We start from the raw sequence: 17,838 nt of genomic DNA, 5'->3' as shown, positions 1-17,838 counted from the left end.
CAATTGAATTAAACTGAACAAGCAAGCATTTCTTCCACAAATATGCGCTTCCCCTCTCAAAAAACTTATTTCTATTCAGGTAAAAACTGTACTTAATCATCATCGTCTTCTTCCTCTCCACTCAGCTTTACAAAAGCCGCCCTTTTTGGTGCAGGAACAATGGCGTTTTCTCCTTTTACTGCCTTCCAAATCACTTCGGTAAACTCGCGGTCGGGTATGCGGTCTTCACCCGAAAAATCAAAGCCTTCACTCTTACGCTGCCAGGCATTTTCTACCACATTTTTTTCATTAATATCTACCTGCGACGGCTTTGTATTAAACGGTGTAAGATCAGGCGTATTGGCAAAACAGCGCCACATGGGTTCTGCGGCGGCATCGTACTGGCTCATGGGCGGCATACCCAATATTAGCTCGATCGTATGTAACACCGAAGTGGTAGAATACATGGTGTGATCTATATAATGGCGCTTTACAAAACCACCTGCCAGATATGCCGTACTGCGATGCGCATCTATGTGGTCTGGTCCATCCTGCGCATCGTCTTCCACTATAAATACAACACTTTCTTTCCATACCGGGCTTTTGCTTAAATAATCTACAAACATACCTACTGCCAGATCGTTATCGGCACAATGTGCAAAAGGGGTAGGTCGGCCTTTGCGCAAACCTTCTGTATGATCGTTGATGATGCGTAATGTATTGAGTTGCGGTAATGCGTTGTGTGCCACTAACGAGTCAAAATCGCGCTTCCACTGCCCTACCCGGGTAGTGTCTCTTACCATTTGATCCCAACTTGTATAATATTGGCAAAAATGATTTTTCAGTATTGGAATGTTTGGCTTGTAATCATCCACAAATTCGCCATAGGTGCGGTAGCTTACACCAGCACGCGCCGCATTATTCCATATAAAGCCACCTTTGTTATTGGCAATCTCCCGGTTGCCTTCGCCATCATACGTTCCGCCACGGCCACCATAGCTGGTTGGCCATGTTTTTTCCAAATAATCATCAGCATAGCCACCCAGGCTCCAGTTGTGTCCATCGGCGCTTACTTCGGCATTTACATAAAAGTTATCGAGCAATACAAACTCCCTTGCCAGTGCGTGCAGGTTGGGTGTTATTTTTTCGCCAAACAAACACAGGCTGGTATCACCATTACCTTCTTTCATATCGCCCAATACCTGGTCGTACGTCCGGTTTTCTTTAACAATATAAAACACATATTTAATAGGCGATGTATCACCAACTTTCATAGGAATAGGATTGTCCGGCTCGCCTGCAGCTTGCATTTCTTTTTCTTTATTATAAGGTGTGTTTCCATACACCTGCCTTGAATATTGACTCAACTGCAACGGCGTAGGTGCCGGAAAATAACTGAGCGTGCCGGTGAACAAACCACCAATATATTCATCGCGCAACGTACCTTTTTGGTAAGCAGATGCAGTTGTTTTGCTGGTATCGAAGGGGCGATAATTGGGGTTGGGCAAGGAAGTGAAGCCTTTGCCATTGGCAACAAAAATGGTATTGCCAACTACCCGCACACAGGTTGGATACCAGCCCACGGGAATAAGACCTTTCGACTGGCTGGAGCCGGGCTTGCTTACATCAAACACGGCTAAGCAATTGTTGTCGGCATTGGCAATGTATAATGTTTTTTCATCGCTGCTCAAGGCAACACTGTTGGTGGTAGATCCAGCGGGCGCATTGGGATACAAGGCAGCATTTAAGGTTTCTATGACCTTCCTGTTCTTAATATCTATTACCGAAACGCTGTTGTCGTTGGCATTGGCAACAAACAAATATTTTCCGCTTTTAGTTAAGCAAATATCATTGGGGTTATCGCCAACAGCAATACTATCGGTAAGCTTTTTTTGAAGGGTATTATATATTAAAATTTTATCGCCGCCCCAAAGTGAAATATACAGTTCTTTTTTATCGGGCGATAATAAACACGTATAGGCTTCGGCACCGAGCTTCAGCGAATCGGGCTGTTTTGTTTTTAAATCAATGGTGTACAGGCTGTTATTTTCTTTGGTAACTACATATATGGTTTGCGTAGCATCGTTCAATGCTATACCGGCTGGCGATATGCGCACGGGCCATTTTTTGCCCAGCAAAATACTGTCTTGCAATACCAGCTTATTATTGCTGATGGCATATTTTAATATCCAGTTGTCGTTACCACCCGAAGCATACAAGTACTTTTCGTTGGCACTGAAATGCAAGCCCAGCCAGCTTTTAGGAATAACTACATTATCGAGCACCTTTTTATTCGCCACATCTATCAACTGGATGGTTTGCGTGCTTTGCCCGTTGTTGGTAACGGCTAAATATTTTTTGGTTGAAGACACTGCAATGTTGAGTGGCAAATCGCCCAATTCCAACGATTTACCCACCGGCGATAAGCTCCAGCCATTGGGCAGACTAATACGATGAATAGATAAGTCTGACTGTGCATAAACAATAAAAGTGGCAAGCAGCAAAAACGAGGTGAACAGCTTTTTCATAAAGCACGTTTATATATGCAAACTTACAATACCTGCTATTGCTGATGTAAGAATTTATTGCAAACAAGTGAAGCTGTCTGAATGATTGTACCTGCACACTTACTATTACCCCAATTTTAAATAATTACCTTGCACACGCCGGATATGAACAATTATTTTATTTTTCAGACCCTGTAAAAGCTATAAGAATGATCGACAAGTTTACTGATGTATTTAAGCGTTTTTTTGAAAGTGAAAAAATTGCCGGCTTATTTCTTCTCTTCTGCACTATTATTTCGCTCATTATTGCCAATTCATCAGTAGGTGCATCTTACATACACTTCATGCACCGCACTATAAATCTTTCCTTTGTTGGTGTAGCGCTTAACCTTTCTATAGAGCAATGGGTAAATGATGGCTTGATGGCAATATTTTTTTTAATGGTTGGGCTGGAAGTAAAGCGCGAATTGCTGATTGGCGAATTAGCCAGCTTCAGCAGCGCAATCCTGCCCGTGGCAGCAGCTATTGGCGGCATGATTGTTCCTTCCCTTATTCATTTTGCATTTAATCATGGCACGCCAACACAGTCGGGCTTTGCCATACCTATGGCTACCGATATTGCATTTGCGCTGGGCATTCTTTCGCTGGCCGGCAATAAAGTGCCTACGGCGGTAAAGGTATTTCTTGCAGCCTTAGCCATTATTGATGATATTGGTGCAGTACTCGTCATTGCCTTCTTTTATACCAGCACCATTTCGTTCATTCATTTAGGAGCAGCACTTGGTATTTTTTTGCTCCTGCTCGTGTTTAATAAGCTGCAAATAAAACGGCTGTTTTTGTATATTATACCGGGCATTGTAATGTGGTATTGTTTATTAAAGTCTGGCGTACACGCCACTATTGCCGGCGTGTTGCTGGGCTTTGCTATTCCGTTTAACACCAGGGGAAGAAACATTTCTTATAAATTGCAACATGCCTTGCACAAGCCTGTAACGTTTATTATTGTTCCCATTTTTGCGCTTGTGAATACCGCTATTCCACTGCCTGGCGGCAGTATTGCAAACACGCTTTCAGGCGCTAACGCACTGGGCATTATCTTCGGTTTGTTCATAGGTAAAGTAAGCGGCATATTTCTTTTTCCTTACCTGCTTACCAAAACGGGCAAGGCCAGTTTGCAGGAAGGCATTACCTGGCGGTCACTACTGGGATTGGGTTTTTTAGGTGGCATTGGGTTTACCATGTCTATGTTTATCAGTAACCTGGCGTTTAACGACGAGCAAACAATTATTACTTCCAAGTTAAGCATTTTGATAGCGTCAGCGTTGTCGGCAATTACGGGCTTGCTTATTTTTAATATCAATGCTTATGCAGCTAAAAGAAAAGATGTTCAGGCATAATGCTTTTGTATGTAATAAGAGATATTGCGGGGCCTAACAACAAACAACATTTGGTACAAGGATAAATGAGGCAATAATTGTATGCCTGTTGATATACAATTTGCTGTAGTTACACTATAATTAAAAAAGTTAATAAAAACTGTAAACAGGCATTATTGCGTTCTTAAAACCACCTGCGGGCTTGGATAGGTAACGGTAGCATTATCTTCGGCAGTTACAAAAAAACTTCTTGGCTTATAAGGTGTAACCGCTTCCAGCGAGGCTTTAAGCGTGCTCGAAAACCAGCCACTCGAAGAGTTAATTTGTCCTAAATTTTGTACATTACTCCGGTCTGTTTCCATCCACAATACATACGTGTTTTTGGATGGAACTAATTTTTTAGGATCAGCGAGGTTTACAATTTTTACACTAATGGCATAGTTACCATTGTCGTCTTTTTTATACTTTACCGTGCCTTCGGCTGCAGGCACTACGGTAGAAGTGGCAAAATGCAGCTTTTTGGCACAGGAAGACAACAACAAAAGCGAGCATATTACCAGCAAGGTTTTCACCGGAATGTTGAATGTAGCATTTTCCATAGAAGTAAGTTTTGTAAATCTTTTCTTGCTAAAATGTTCTTATAAATTTTATAAAGCTAAGTCTTTAAATGGTTTATGAGATATCTGCATATATCATTCCGCTTTTCACCGGCCTATAGCAGATGCATATTGTTATCCTATATGCTTGGATACAAACATTACTCCTGATATTAATTTATCGGTTAGTGTTTTAAAAAGTAAGATGGCTTAAAAGGGACCATAAATAAGGTGAACAGACATTCTTATTTTCTAAATTTATCAATACCATACAAATAAATGCTTTTTCAAATAGCATAGATCTTTTAAACCATCTTACATTCCGGAACACTACCTGATTCTTCTCTTTTATTTTGCACTATGGATAAAAAGGATGCAAGCACATTAATTGAAGATTTTAAACGCACGACCAACACTTGGATACAAGCGTTAGCACAATACAACTTCGTTCAGTTGTGTACTAAACCATCGCCAGGTAGCTGGTCGCTTGGACAAGTATATATGCATCTTTTAGAGACTACGGGTTACTTTATTAAGCAAGTAACAATCTGCTCATCTACCAACGATTATGCAACGGAAGAGGCAACAGACGCAGCTAAACTAATGTTTCTGCATAATAGCTTTCCAGATAAACTACTCAGTGGGCCTCCCTCCAATGCCCATACGCCACAACCAGCTAATAAAGAGCAGTTAACCAATGGCTTAATGAAATTAACAGATGAATTCAGGAATGTTGAAACACTAATTTCAAACAATCTGTATAATGGCAAAACAAAACACCCAGGATTGGGCTATTTTAATGCCCGTGAATGGCTGCAGTTTACGGAGATGCATTTTCGCCATCATTTGAGACAAAAGAAAAGGATTGACGTTTTTTTGAAAACAGACAACAATTAATAGTTACAGTGCTTCGCATTATTCGCATTAACAAGAAACAAACACTCACATTGTAGCAGCCCACCATGCGGTATTGTTTGTTTAACCGGCAGTTTATGCTTTCACCGGCAGGTGCGAGCGCAAAATGCTCAGCAATTTTTTTACTTCAAACGGCTTTTCCAAAAAGTCATCTGCATAGTATTCCTTGTAAGAAGACTTGTAAGAGACGTTGGCAGAAAAGAGAATAACAGGCGTTTTTAACTTCAGCGTTGTTTTCAAGTATTTACAGATTTCCCTGCCATCGTAGCCCGACAGATTAATATCCAGCAATATAATGTCCGGCTGAGCTTCCTTTGTAGTTTCAATCACCCGTTGAGCTTCGGATAATAACACAACCTCATAGCCGTTCTTTCTCAAAAGAAACTTGAGCACTTCCAATATATCCAGATCATCATCTACTACCAGAATTTTGTTCATTGCCATATTTTTCAAATAAGCCGAGTGGGTGTATTTTTTTGCAGCATTAATTATGCCTTTAATGCAGTATTATCAGTATAAAAACAGCAAAAGGCGGACTTATCGCCGCAACCGTTTGATAACGAATAAAAAACTGTTGGAGCGCAGAGCTAAATTCTTGCAACAAAATTTATACTAAACTATTTGTGGGGCAGTAAACAATTACTTTTATTATTTGTGTTTCATTCAATTACAACATTTTTCCCCATTGTGCAACAGGGTGAATTGTTGCCAGAGTGCAATAATGTACACAAGCCCGCAATAATGTTAGTATATAAAACACGTTGTAAAAAATACTACAAGCAACCTCATCAGTACAATATTCTTTGTGAGTGGAGAGTAGCCTGTTGCGAGTATCCCAAGCTGTTTACTCACTATTCACAAAAGAAAATGATAAGCTGATTCAGGAGGTCTGCTTTAATTATTCAGCTTAACAAAACCACCGTCAATGGGATAATCATTGCCCGTAATGAAGGATGCTTCATCGCTGCACAGGTATAAGATCAGGCAGGCAATTTCATCGGGCTTTGCCATACGGCCGATGGGCTGTGTTTTAGACAATTTATCAAACATTTCCGCTTCTTTGCCGGGATAATTTTTTTTCAGAAAACCATCTACAAATGGCGTATGCACACGTGCCGGCGAAATACAGTTGCACCGGATATTATCTTTCAGATAGTCCTTTGCCACCGATAAGGTCATACCCACTACTGCACCTTTGCTCATACTGTACGCAAACCTGTCGGGCAAGCCAACACTGCTGGCAACAGAGGCAAGATTGAGTATTATGCCACCCTTCTCTTTCATCCTGGGCAGTGCAGCTTTAATGCAGTTGTAAACACCTTTTATATTTACATTATATATCCTGTCAAAATCTTCTTCGGTAGTATCTTCTGCCTTGCCAATGTGCGATATGCCGGCACTGTTTACCAGTATATCAATATGGCTAAAGGTTGCAAAAGCATCCTGTGTTTCTTTTTGCTTGGCCACATTGCATACCAGGCTTTGGGCGGTACCACCGCTGCTGCTGATTTCATTAACCGTTGCATCGGCCTGCTCTTTATTAATATCGGCTACATACACCTGAGCACCCTGCTTTGCAAATAACAGGGCGACTGCCTTGCCAATACCACTGCCGGCGCCGGTAACTACTGCTATTTTCTGTTGCAAACTAAACATAGGTTTATCTTTATTAGTTGTATAACAATTCAATTTATCTGCGGCAGGCTTGTGCAGTTTCAATGCAAAGCATTCAAGCATCAATCCTTTAATACCGTTCTCTTTTTAGTACTTTTAATATAAATATCCAAATGCACTTGCCATACTTTGTGGCTTGACAAGCTGCTGCTTCCTATATCAGGTATCAAATATCACCAACCCTGCTGTGGTGTTTTTTTCGGATGCATACAAAATAATAACATAGCGTGCATTGCACCGCTTTCATTGCCTTGCAAAAGACAAACAGGTCAATTTTCAAGAGCAAAATGTTAAAAAAGAAGAAGTAGCTTTTTTGTTTGCTTAAACGATTAAGGAATACTTTTACACAAATATTTTGATTGGCTAAATGATTGCTTAAACGATTAAGGAATTACCTTATGAAAAACTTCACGTAGTGGCAGCAATGGCATGCAACTTTAGTACTATTTGAATTTAGCAGCATTATTACTACCGATTTACCGGATGGCTTTCTAATATCTTCTGCCGGTATTTCAACACAAACAGAACTGATAAAACAATTTGGATCATTATGTATTGATCAGGTAAATAAATTTTGGTGGATAACTGTCTCTACCCATTACAGTGGATGGAGAAACTACATACTTGTGCTGAGTTATCTATTCAGCACTTGTTTGGTGGTTATGAGAAAGGTAATTGATCTCATAATCATCGGACCGGACACTTATTTTTTTACCTGTTTGCTTAAACGATTAAGTAAAAGCTTGCATATATCTTAAACATGCTTATTCATCTTAAAAATCAAATGCTATGAGAAAACACTTGTCAGGAGGAAAACCGTTGCTTTTCCTGCTCTTTCAAAAGAGATGGCTTTTAAAGCTAAAGTATTGTATATTATTGCTTTTTGCATTTCTGCTGTTGTCGCAATCATCACTCTATGCACAGCAACAAACAATTACCGGCACCATTACCGATGAGAATTCCCAGCCTTTGCAGGGTGCTACTGTACAAATTAAAGGCACTGCAATTGGTACAAGCACCGGTGCTGATGGCAGTTTTTCCATTAGCGTCAAAAAAGGACAGGTTTTGGAAATTTCCTATTTAGGTAAAGCTCCCCAGGAAATAACGGTAGGCTCCGAAAACCCGATTAATATTACCTTGAAAGAGGCATCGGCTTCAAACCTTAATGAGGTAATTGTTACCGGTTATATGACGCAGAAAAAAGCAGATTTAACCGGAGCGGTTGCTGTTGTTACTCCAAAAGAATTAAGCAAAAATCATGGCGCCAGCAATGTGATGCAATCGTTGCAGGGTGTAGTTCCAGGCTTGCACATTACTACCGATGGCAACCCCGCAGCAGGCAACGTTGGCATACAGGTGAGAGGACTTACCTCTTTAAACGGAGCCAATCCATTAATTGTAATAGATGGTGTACCAAGCTATATGAATTTGAGAGATATCAATCCTGATAATATCGCATCTATGCAAATATTAAAGGACGCTTATTCTGCCAGTATTTATGGAACACAAGGCGGCGCCGGGGTAATTCTTATTCAAACTAAAAAAGGGCAGGCAGGTAAAGCTAAAATTGCTTACAGCGGCTCTGTTGGTTTTGCAGAATTCAATAATAAACCCCAGATGCTCAATACAGATCAATACGGGCGCGCCTTGTGGCAAGCTGCAGTAAATGATGGGCAAGACCCGAATGCCGTTACGCAAATCTATGATTATGAATGGCATAAAGATGCTAATGGCTTTCCTGTGTTGGATAAACTCACCCCTGTTAAATACCTGAATGCCGACTCTACGATGATTGCTGGCAATACCAACTGGTTAGATGCTATTTCGCAAAGAGGTATTCAGCAAAATCATCAGCTTACCATTTCCGGTGGAAACGATAAATCTACTTCGCTCTTATCATTAAATTATTTAGAAAACGAAGGAACACAGATTCATACAGGGTTGAAAAGATTTACCGTTCGTGTAAATACAGAGTATAAAGTAATTAATGATCATTTTACAATAGGTGAAAATGTAGAAGCATCGCACATGATAATAAATGATCAGAACGCAATGCACGATGCATTGGTGGAACCGCCTATTATTCCGGTGCATACAACAAATGGCGGCTGGGGTGGTTCTGCCGTTGCATTAGGCATGGATGATTACTGGAACCCTGTGAGAGGACTTACATTAAATAAAGACAACAACAATAAATACAACAAAATTTATGGGGATGTACATGCCAATGTAATGTTCCTTAAAAACTTCACCTTCCACTCTCAGTTAGGCCTTGTTTATACAGATGGTTATCATAGAACTATTCAGTTCACGTACCAGGAAGGTGGCGGTAAATTCAACCCTATCAGTAGCATTGACCAATGGTATTGGAAGGAATCAACACTTGATCTTACCAATACACTTAATTATAAATTGAATACCGGTAAACATAACCTGGATGTATTAGCTGGCATGGAAGCAAACAAATATGTGTCTGAAACAATGGATGCAAACAGGCAAACCATTGCATTTCAGAATTATGATTATGCTTATTTAAGTACAGCAACCGGCAATATGTCTATGAGTGGTGGCGGCAACAAGTATAACCTGTTATCTTACTTTGGAAAGTTCAATTATTCTTATAATTCCAGGTACCTGTTGTCAGGTTCATTAAGATATGATGGTTCTTCCAAATTCGGTAAGAACAACAGGTTCGCGTTATTCCCGGCGCTGGCTGCAGGATGGCGTTTGAGTAAGGAAGATTTTCTTGCAAACAGTAAAACGATATCCGATTTAAAAATCAGGGCAAGCTGGGGCAGGAACGGTAGCTTGGCTAATATCAGTTCATTAGCTGCGCGAACGTATTTTGGCTCCGATTACAACTTCACTTCCTACGGCATTGGCGGTTTAGAAACCGGCAGCCTTCCTTCCGGTTATTACAGAGTGCATACCGGAAATGACGATTTGAAATGGGAAACCACAACGCAAACGAATATTGGTCTCGACTTCGGTTTACTTAATCAAAAAATATCAGGCTCTTTAGATTTCTACAGAAAGCATACAGATGGAATGTTGATTGAACCTCCATACCTCGGAACTTTTGGTGAAGGTGCTTATCAATATATTAATGCTGCCAATATGACCAATAAAGGCGTTGAACTTTCTGTAGCTTATCAGGGTAATGCAGGTAAAAATTTTAGCTATACCGTACGCGGCAATATTGCCTATAATGAGAATGTAGTTAATGACCTGCCTCAATCAGTTACTTATTCCTGGGGTGGCACCAGTCAAAAGGGCGACGGTATTGCAGGCCATCCCTGGGGTGCTTATTATGGCTTTGTTACAAATGGAATTTTTCAAAGCCAGGAGGAAGTAGATAACTCGCCGGTACAACCAGGTAAAGGCATCGGAAGGATTCGTTACAAAGACATTTCGGGGCCTGATGGAAAACCAGACGGTGTAATAGATTATGATTATGACCGTACCTGGATTGGTAATGGCACAACTCCAAAATTTGAATACGGACTTTCCTTAAACTTTACGTATAAAAGCTTTGACCTGTCTATGTTCTGGCAAGGTATAGCCGGTGTTAATGTATATAATGGCTGGAAAACGTACAGCGACTTTTGGAATGTTTGGGTGCAAAACGGTTTCAACCACCCAACACGCGTATTAGATGCGTGGACACCTGCCAATACCAGTTCAACCATTCCTGCTTTGTCTTTGAATAATGTAAATGACGAACTCAGGTTATCTACTTATTTTATCGAGCCCGGCCAGTATTTAAAGCTCAGAAATATTCAGTTGGGATATAATCTTCCAAAGTCGTTTAGCTCAAAATTAGGCATGGACAGATTTTACCTGTATGTAATGGCCGAAAATCTCATTATGCTCAAAAGTAAATCATTTACCGGCCCTGATCCCGAAACACCTGATGGAGCATCATACGCTAATCCTTACGTACGGCCACAAGTTTTCAAAGCAGGCGTAGAGGTATCTTTCTAATCATCTTATAAAAACAATGTTTAGCATTTCAAATTACCGGTGACGCTAAAAATAAAAACGGATACAAATGAAAAAGTTATCAAATTATATACTGTTATCAGTAATCATTTTTTCAATAGCCAGTTGCAAAAAGTTCCTGGATGTGACGCCGCAAGGTGTAGTGACAGAAGAAAATGTAAGTACACCCGGGAATGTAGATGGGCTTGTACTTTCGGCCTACGCCTGGATACCGCACGGTTTCATCCTCAACCAAAAAATGAGTCCGTGGCTGGCCGACATAAAATCGGACGATTCTTATAAAGGTGGCGGTGGTATTGGCGACCAGATTCCCTGGTATCAATGGGAAGTATTTTCGCTTAATACGCCAAGTACCGGCAATAACGATGGTATCTGGTATGGCCAATACGAAGGTGTATCGAGATGCAATACTGCATTAAGAGCTTTAAATACCATTGATGAAGCGGCATATCCGCTTAAACAGCAACGAATTGCAGAAGTTCGTTTTTTGAGAGGTTATCTTTTTTTAGATCTGAAAAAATGGTATAAATGGATTCCTTATTTTGATGAAAATGTAACGAACGATTCTATTGCAAAAATTCCTAATCATCCTGATACAGCACAAAATGATTTGTATTTATGGCAACATATTTATGACGATTTTGCTGCCGCCGCTGCCGTTTTACCCGAATCCCAGGCAGAAGCAGGTCGCCCTACAAAATATGCAGCCAAAGCAGAAATGCTGGAGTGCCTGATGTGGATGGCTTACGAACAAAACGATCAGAACCAGGTAGTAAACATCAATCAGAATAGATTATCCGAGGCATTAACTATTGCCGATGAGATTATTAACAGCGGCAAATACAGTCTTGCACCAGACTTTGCGGAGAACTTTTTATATTCTTTTGATAACAGCTCGCCTGAATCTATTTTTGAATGGCAATATACCCATGGAGATGGAACGCCCAATGGTAATTTAAATGGCGGCACGCCATTAAATGCTCCCTGGTGGCCGCCTTACTTTAGCTGCTGCGACTTTCATAAAGCATCTTACGACATGGTGAATGCTTTTAGAGTTGATGAAAACGGGATACCGCTCTTTGACAACTTTAATAATGCTGAAATAACCAATAAACAATCCTATTTTGCAACCAATGACTGGGATCCACGTATTGGTCATACCGTTGCTATTCCGGGCTTACCATGGAAATACCAGCAGAATTTGTTGTTTGACAGCAGTGGTGCAAGAGACCCGAATAACTATGGCTATTTCAATTCATTGAAAGAAAATGTGGAATCCGATTGCCCTGGCCTGGTAAATCTTTTCTGGATGTGGAATTCAAAAAATGAAATCGCCATCCGCTACGACAGAGTTTTATTGCAAAAAGCTGAAATATTAATTAAGCTTGGAAGAGCACCGGAAGCATTGCCAATTATAAATGAAATACGTCAGCGCGCAGCCAACAGTACAGACCGGTTAAAGTTTGCTAACGGCACACCTACGTTGCCTTACAAAATCAGCCTTTATCAGGATGGCGTAAATTGCCACTGGACCCCCGATTTTGCATGGAAAGCATTAATGTGGGAAGATCGTTTGGAGTTTGCAATGGAAGGCGTAAGATGGTACGACCTGGTTCGCTGGGGTATTGCTGAACCTACCTTGAACGCATACTTCGCAAAAGAGTTTCCGCGCAACCGCCCCTGGATGAAAGATGGGCATTTTACCGCTGGTCGCGACGAATTTATGCCGATTCCTCAGCCTCAGATGAACTATTCTTTTGGTGTGTATAAACAAAATCCGGGTTATTAACTTTATCTTCCCGGCACGTTTGCTATGCGCCATTTTATATGTTTTGATAGATACAATGCAAAAATCAAAATTGGTTACGCTAACAGCAGTTCTAAAAGAGCATAATTTCAGTCATTCATTTCAAACCATTTATTAACCATTACAAACATTCTATGAAAAAAAGACTTCTAATCGTTGCACTCAGCTTTTTGTCGTATGGTGCTTTTGCACAATCCGGTTTCAACGGACTAAATATGGGTATGGGCAATATTTATATGACATCCGATGCAAAAACGCGCTCTATCAGCCCGGAAAACTTTACCGGTGAAAAAGGTAAAGGCGGCATGGCTACCACCGGCACCGGAGAGAGGGCATCGAGAGATTTAGGCAAAGGCTGGAAAGTGAGTCCCAGTGTTGTTATCAAAGCACATACAACCTTTACGGTTGCGGAAATTACCGGGCCTGGTGCCATACAACACATCTGGATGACGCCTACCGGCAACTGGCGGTATTCTATTCTTCGCTTTTATTGGGACGACGAAACTACACCTTCTGTGGAAGTTCCTGTAGGCGATTTCTTTTGCATGGGTTGGGGTAAATATGCGCAGATTAATTCTTTAGCCGTTAATGTAAACCCGGGTAGTGCATTCAATTGTTATTGGCCAATGCCTTTCCGCAAAAAATGCCGCATTACCATGGAAAACATCAACAACGAAGACATGGTACTGTATTACCAGGTAGATTACACATTGACAGATGTTCCAAAAGATGCCGGTTACTTTCATGCCCAGTTCAGAAGAGTAAATCCTTTGCCCGAAAAGACACCTTATGTTCTTGTAGATAGTATTGTGGGCAAAGGTCAGTATGTAGGAACTTATATAGCTTATGGTGCCCACAACAATGGCTGGTGGGGCGAAGGAGAAATTAAGTTCTATATGGATGGGGATACGGAATATCCGACCATCAATGGCACCGGTACAGAAGATTACTTCCTTGGATCGTATGATTTTGATACCCGTAAAAAAAATCAGTATGGGGTAGATGAAGTAAATTATACTGAATATTCAACTCCTTATGCAGGGCTGCACCAGGTGATAAAAGGCGATGGACATTATGAGATTGCACAACGCTTTGGCATGTACCGCTGGCATATAATGGATCCTATACGATTTGACAAGAACTTAAAGGTAACAATACAGGCTTTGGGATGGAGAAGCGAAGGGCGTTACCTGCCGCTAAAAGATGATATTGCTTCTGTTGTGTATTGGTATCAAACAGAGCCGCACAATAAATTTCCAACACTGCCCGACAAAGATCATTTAGAGGTAAATTAATAGCAATTGCTTGGCTCTCTTTGCAATAGCAGTTTTATTGATACGTTCATGCAAAACAACGATAAAACTGCTATTGCACCTCTGAAATAAGGCTCATTAACGAAGATAAATTTTCTTTTAACCAGCGTAGAAAATGTTATTACAAAACAGAACAGTAACATCTATTCATTTCACTATCAAAGAGGAGCACGGCTTACTGCTGGAATCTACCAGTGATGATAAACCTTTTTCTTACCTACAGGGAGCTGGTTGTTTACCGGAGGTAATTGAAGCGGCAGTAGATGCCGGTAAGGTAGGAGATGAATTTACGCTTTCACTCACTCCCGAAGAGGCTTATGGCTATCCAGATAAAGAATTAATAAGGGAGGTGTCGCTGGAAGATATAGAAACAAATGGCGAACTATTAGAAGCAGGTGATTGTATTGACATCGGCACTAATGATGGATTTAACTGGATTATTTACAAAATACAGGATGATAAAGTGTATGTAAATGCAAATCATCCTTGGGCTGGCAAAACAATTCTTGTACAGATAAAAATCGTTAAACGCAGGTCTGCACTTGCTGCTGAGATAAATAAATGTATTGCACTTGATGAGGAACTGAAAGATATAGCTTGCGGTCCGGGGTGCCGCTGTTAGCTCCAACCATTTTAAATTATACAATTGTTTACAGGAATGATACAGTAATACAATTGCCCAATAAGATGTAAGTAATGGAAAGAAGAAGATTCTTAAAGCAATCTGGTATATTGGCTGCTGCCTCCGGGCTTCAGCGTTTTATGCCTGTTGCTGGTCCTTTTACGATAAATGACTTTGCCAATGGTAACATTCCTGAAGATAAAAAGCTGGATAAAAACTGGATAAAATCGCTGTATGAAAGAGGTAGTGTTACCTCCTATTCAAAAACAAAAAACGAGCTTAGATATATCGGGATGCCTGCAGGTGGTATATGCTGCGGCACCGTATATGTTGGTGGCGACGGACGTTTATGGGTATGGGATATATTCAATCAAAATCAGTTAGGGGCTGTTAATAAAACACTGCCTATACAACTGGAAGGTTTTAATGCCAAAGAAATCAACAATATACATGGCACTTTATATCTTGAGCCGGCTGTAAATACAAATGCTTTACAACAGGGCATTGCATTAATTATCCGGCAAAAAAATGATACGATTACCAAGCGGCTTCATCAGGATGACTGGGATGAAATTATTTTTGAAGCTACCTATCCCATTGCAACGATAAGATATATTGATCAGCGGCTGCCGGTTGAAGTGATGCTGCAAGCTTTTTCACCTTTTATTGCGGGCGATGCTGATAACAGCGGGCTGCCTGCCACAATACAATCTGTTTCAGTTAAAAACCTGTCATCCGAGCCTTTGACAGTTCACATTACCGGATGGCTGGAGAATAAAATATTACAATACACTCAAAAAGAAAAAACCGATTTTAAGCGTGCAAACACGGTATTAAAAGATAAACATATAGCAAGTGTTTTTTTAGGATGTACTACCCAAAATGAAGCGATCAAAACCGCTGCAGATTTTGGCAATATGACGTTTGCAACACTTGATAAAAGTGCCCTTTGCACAGGCGATATAACAACCGATTCTAAGGATACTTTTCAAATAGTAAAAAACCTTGTTAGTCCTGTAGCTAATGCGCCAATAGCAGCTATAACAAGTACGCATGTTTTGAAAGAGAATGAAGCAGCAGTTACAGATTTTATTATCTCCTGGTTTATGCCAAATGCGTCTTTAAACAAAGACCAGCTAAAGGAGGTTGCAGATGCCGCTTCACATTATTATGCCAGCCGCTTTGAAAGTTCAACAGCAGTTGCAAATCATATTGCACAGCGGTATCCATTTTTAAAAGAGCATACGCTGCTCTGGAGAGACACCTGGTACGATAGTACGCTCCCCTATTGGTTTTTAGACAGGACTTTTTTAAACATTTCTGCCCTTGCTACCACTACGTCGCACAGGTTTAAGTCAGGAAGGTTTTATGCATGGGAAGGTGTAGGCTGTTGTTATGGTACATGCAATCATGTGTATCAATATGCACACGCTATGTCGCGCATTTTTCCGGAACTGGAGCGGGATACGCGGGAACGTGTGGACTTAGGAATTTCTTTTGATGAGGCTACCGGCATGATACGGTATCGCGGCGAAGGCTCAGGACCTTCTATTGACGGACAAGCCGGAACTGTGTTACGTATTTATAGAGAATATTTAATGCAGGAAGACGATGCGCTGCTAAAGAATAACTGGCCTAAAATAAAAAAAGCAGTATCTTTTATCATTGCGCAGGATAAGAATAAAGATGGCATGGAAGATACGCCGCTGGAGAACACACTCGATGCCTTATGGAGCGGCGAAATTTCGTGGATTGTAGGTTTATGTATTGCTGCTGTAAGTGCCGGAGAGCAGATGGCAAAAGGGATGGAGGATACGGCTTTTGCTGCTGTTTGCAGGCAATATACAGCGCAGGGAAGCGCAAACATGGAAAGCCAGCTTTTCAATGGCGAATACTTTATTCATCGCCCCGATCCAAAAGTGGGTAAAAAAGAGATCGGCTCTTATGATACTTGCCATATCGACCAGGTATATGGGCAGTCCTGGGCATGGCAGGCAGGACTTGGCAGAATATTGAGTAAAGAAAAAACAATGAGTGCTTTACAGGCATTATGGAAGTATAACTATATGCCGGATGTTGGACCTTATATAAAAGAACATCCGGGTGGCCGCTTTTATGCACTGGCAGGTGAAGGCGGACTGGTGATGAATACTAATCCGCACAAAGACGATAAGCCTTATGGAGAAGCCAAAGCCTGGCAGATAGGTTATTTTAGCGAATGCATGACGGGCTTTGAACACCAGGTTGCATCGCACATGATGGCAGAAGGTATGATTGAGGAATCGCTGGTGATCACCAGAACCATTCACGACCGGTATCATGCTTTCAAGCGCAACCCTTTTAATGAGATAGAATGTAGCGATCATTACGCACGGGCAATGGCCAGCTATGGCACTTTTCTCTCTGCCTGCGGGTTTGAATATGATGGACCTAAAGGATATATACAATTTGCGCCTAAGTGGAATAAAGATAATTTTAAAGCGCCCTTTACTGCTGCAAAAGGTTGGGGCAGCTACTTACAAAGCAAACAACAAGATGGGCAAACCTATTCAATTATTATAAAGTACGGGCATTTAAAATTGAATAAAATAAGTGTTACAAAGTTGGATGATATACCGGTAAAACAGGTGGTGGCAACCGCAGGTAAAGAAAGAATTTCACTTACATACACGACCAATAACAGTAAAGTATTAATAACATTTGCACAGCCATTATTGTTACAGGTTGATAAAGTCTTAAAAATATTTATGAGTAAATTATAGTAACATTAAAAGTATTGATCAAATAAAGTTCTTAAATCTTTTTGTTTACTTAAACGTTTAAGCTATTTTTGGTTTTACAAACGATTGCAAAATTACCCTGATAAAAGGGTTTTTTCAGGCGGTTAGGCTTAAACGTTTAAGCATACTGCACTTAAAATTATAACTCTTGCCTATGCAACCAGTCTTTATCCGGTTCCTCAAAGAGGAAATCCAGGCAAAAAATCAGAAAGTTTCTTTGCTGCATGTGTTCCGATATATGTTTATGCACTCAAAAGGTTTAAAATA

At 40.7% G+C, this 17,838-nt stretch carries 11 protein-coding genes; 7 read left to right on the top strand and 4 right to left on the bottom strand.

Annotated features, from left to right (window positions below):
• Positions 1-92 precede the first annotated feature (92 nt).
• Complete coding sequence (locus tag FC093_RS03170; RefSeq protein ID WP_137260266.1) at positions 93-2,507, bottom strand: bifunctional YncE family protein/alkaline phosphatase family protein; 2,415 nt, start codon at positions 2,505-2,507, stop codon at positions 93-95.
• Between the two features lie 188 nt (positions 2,508-2,695).
• Between FC093_RS03170 and nhaA the strand changes: the two genes are divergently transcribed.
• On the top strand, positions 2,696-3,883 hold the full coding sequence (nhaA, locus tag FC093_RS03165) for a Na+/H+ antiporter NhaA (RefSeq protein ID WP_137260265.1): 1,188 nt from the start codon (positions 2,696-2,698) through the stop codon (positions 3,881-3,883).
• Positions 3,884-4,035: 152 nt separating this feature from the next.
• On the opposite strand, the gene FC093_RS03160 is transcribed toward nhaA, so the two are convergent.
• On the bottom strand, positions 4,036-4,461 hold the full coding sequence (locus tag FC093_RS03160) for a hypothetical protein (RefSeq protein ID WP_206106492.1): 426 nt from the start codon (positions 4,459-4,461) through the stop codon (positions 4,036-4,038).
• Between the two features lie 357 nt (positions 4,462-4,818).
• Between FC093_RS03160 and FC093_RS03155 the strand changes: the two genes are divergently transcribed.
• On the top strand, positions 4,819-5,355 hold the full coding sequence (locus FC093_RS03155) for a DinB family protein (RefSeq protein WP_137260264.1): 537 nt from the start codon (positions 4,819-4,821) through the stop codon (positions 5,353-5,355).
• Between the two features lie 93 nt (positions 5,356-5,448).
• Here FC093_RS03155 and FC093_RS03150 read toward each other — a convergent pair whose 3' ends face one another.
• On the bottom strand, positions 5,449-5,811 hold the full coding sequence (locus FC093_RS03150) for a response regulator transcription factor (RefSeq protein WP_170970977.1): 363 nt from the start codon (positions 5,809-5,811) through the stop codon (positions 5,449-5,451).
• Positions 5,812-6,267: 456 nt separating this feature from the next.
• Positions 6,268-7,110 carry an SDR family NAD(P)-dependent oxidoreductase gene (locus FC093_RS03145; protein WP_240743162.1) on the bottom strand — a complete coding sequence of 281 codons (843 nt, stop codon included), beginning with the start codon at positions 7,108-7,110 and terminating at the stop codon, positions 6,268-6,270.
• A 726-nt stretch (positions 7,111-7,836) separates the two neighbouring features.
• On the opposite strand from FC093_RS03145, the gene FC093_RS03140 reads away from it, so the two are divergent.
• From FC093_RS03140 to FC093_RS03120, 5 genes are all read left to right on the top strand, one after another.
• Positions 7,837-11,031 carry a SusC/RagA family TonB-linked outer membrane protein gene (locus tag FC093_RS03140; protein WP_137260261.1) on the top strand — a complete coding sequence of 1,065 codons (3,195 nt, stop codon included), beginning with the start codon at positions 7,837-7,839 and terminating at the stop codon, positions 11,029-11,031.
• Between the two features lie 67 nt (positions 11,032-11,098).
• A complete protein-coding gene (locus tag FC093_RS03135) occupies positions 11,099-12,838 on the top strand; it encodes a RagB/SusD family nutrient uptake outer membrane protein (protein ID WP_137260260.1) in 1,740 nt (579 codons plus the stop codon).
• A gap of 152 nt (positions 12,839-12,990) precedes the next feature.
• Positions 12,991-14,151 carry a glycoside hydrolase family 172 protein gene (locus FC093_RS03130; RefSeq protein WP_137260259.1) on the top strand — a complete coding sequence of 387 codons (1,161 nt, stop codon included), beginning with the start codon at positions 12,991-12,993 and terminating at the stop codon, positions 14,149-14,151.
• A gap of 133 nt (positions 14,152-14,284) precedes the next feature.
• Positions 14,285-14,791: an FKBP-type peptidyl-prolyl cis-trans isomerase gene (locus FC093_RS03125; RefSeq protein ID WP_137260258.1), complete on the top strand. Its 507-nt coding sequence runs from the start codon at positions 14,285-14,287 to the stop codon at positions 14,789-14,791.
• Positions 14,792-14,865: 74 nt separating this feature from the next.
• On the top strand, positions 14,866-17,553 hold the full coding sequence (locus tag FC093_RS03120) for a GH116 family glycosyl hydrolase (protein WP_137260257.1): 2,688 nt from the start codon (positions 14,866-14,868) through the stop codon (positions 17,551-17,553).
• Positions 17,554-17,838 lie beyond the last annotated feature (285 nt).

Source organism: Ilyomonas limi, assembly GCF_005233845.1.
Classification (GTDB): Bacteria; Bacteroidota; Bacteroidia; order Chitinophagales; family Chitinophagaceae; genus Ilyomonas; species Ilyomonas limi.
Note: the sequence above shows the minus strand (reverse complement) of the source record. Positions and strands in the feature narration are given on the sequence as shown.

Coding starts and splice junctions, on each gene's coding strand:
- FC093_RS03160 (WP_206106492.1), bottom strand. CDS start 4,461: ATGGAAAATGCTACATTCAACATTCCGGTGAAAACCTTGCTGGTAATA.
- FC093_RS03150 (WP_170970977.1), bottom strand. CDS start 5,811: ATGAACAAAATTCTGGTAGTAGATGATGATCTGGATATATTGGAAGTG.
- FC093_RS03140 (WP_137260261.1), top strand. CDS start 7,837: ATGAGAAAACACTTGTCAGGAGGAAAACCGTTGCTTTTCCTGCTCTTT.
- FC093_RS03125 (WP_137260258.1), top strand. CDS start 14,285: ATGTTATTACAAAACAGAACAGTAACATCTATTCATTTCACTATCAAA.
- FC093_RS03135 (WP_137260260.1), top strand. CDS start 11,099: ATGAAAAAGTTATCAAATTATATACTGTTATCAGTAATCATTTTTTCA.
- FC093_RS03155 (WP_137260264.1), top strand. CDS start 4,819: ATGGATAAAAAGGATGCAAGCACATTAATTGAAGATTTTAAACGCACG.
- FC093_RS03170 (WP_137260266.1), bottom strand. CDS start 2,507: ATGAAAAAGCTGTTCACCTCGTTTTTGCTGCTTGCCACTTTTATTGTT.
- nhaA (WP_137260265.1), top strand. CDS start 2,696: ATGATCGACAAGTTTACTGATGTATTTAAGCGTTTTTTTGAAAGTGAA.
- FC093_RS03130 (WP_137260259.1), top strand. CDS start 12,991: ATGAAAAAAAGACTTCTAATCGTTGCACTCAGCTTTTTGTCGTATGGT.
- FC093_RS03145 (WP_240743162.1), bottom strand. CDS start 7,110: ATGCTTGAATGCTTTGCATTGAAACTGCACAAGCCTGCCGCAGATAAA.
- FC093_RS03120 (WP_137260257.1), top strand. CDS start 14,866: ATGGAAAGAAGAAGATTCTTAAAGCAATCTGGTATATTGGCTGCTGCC.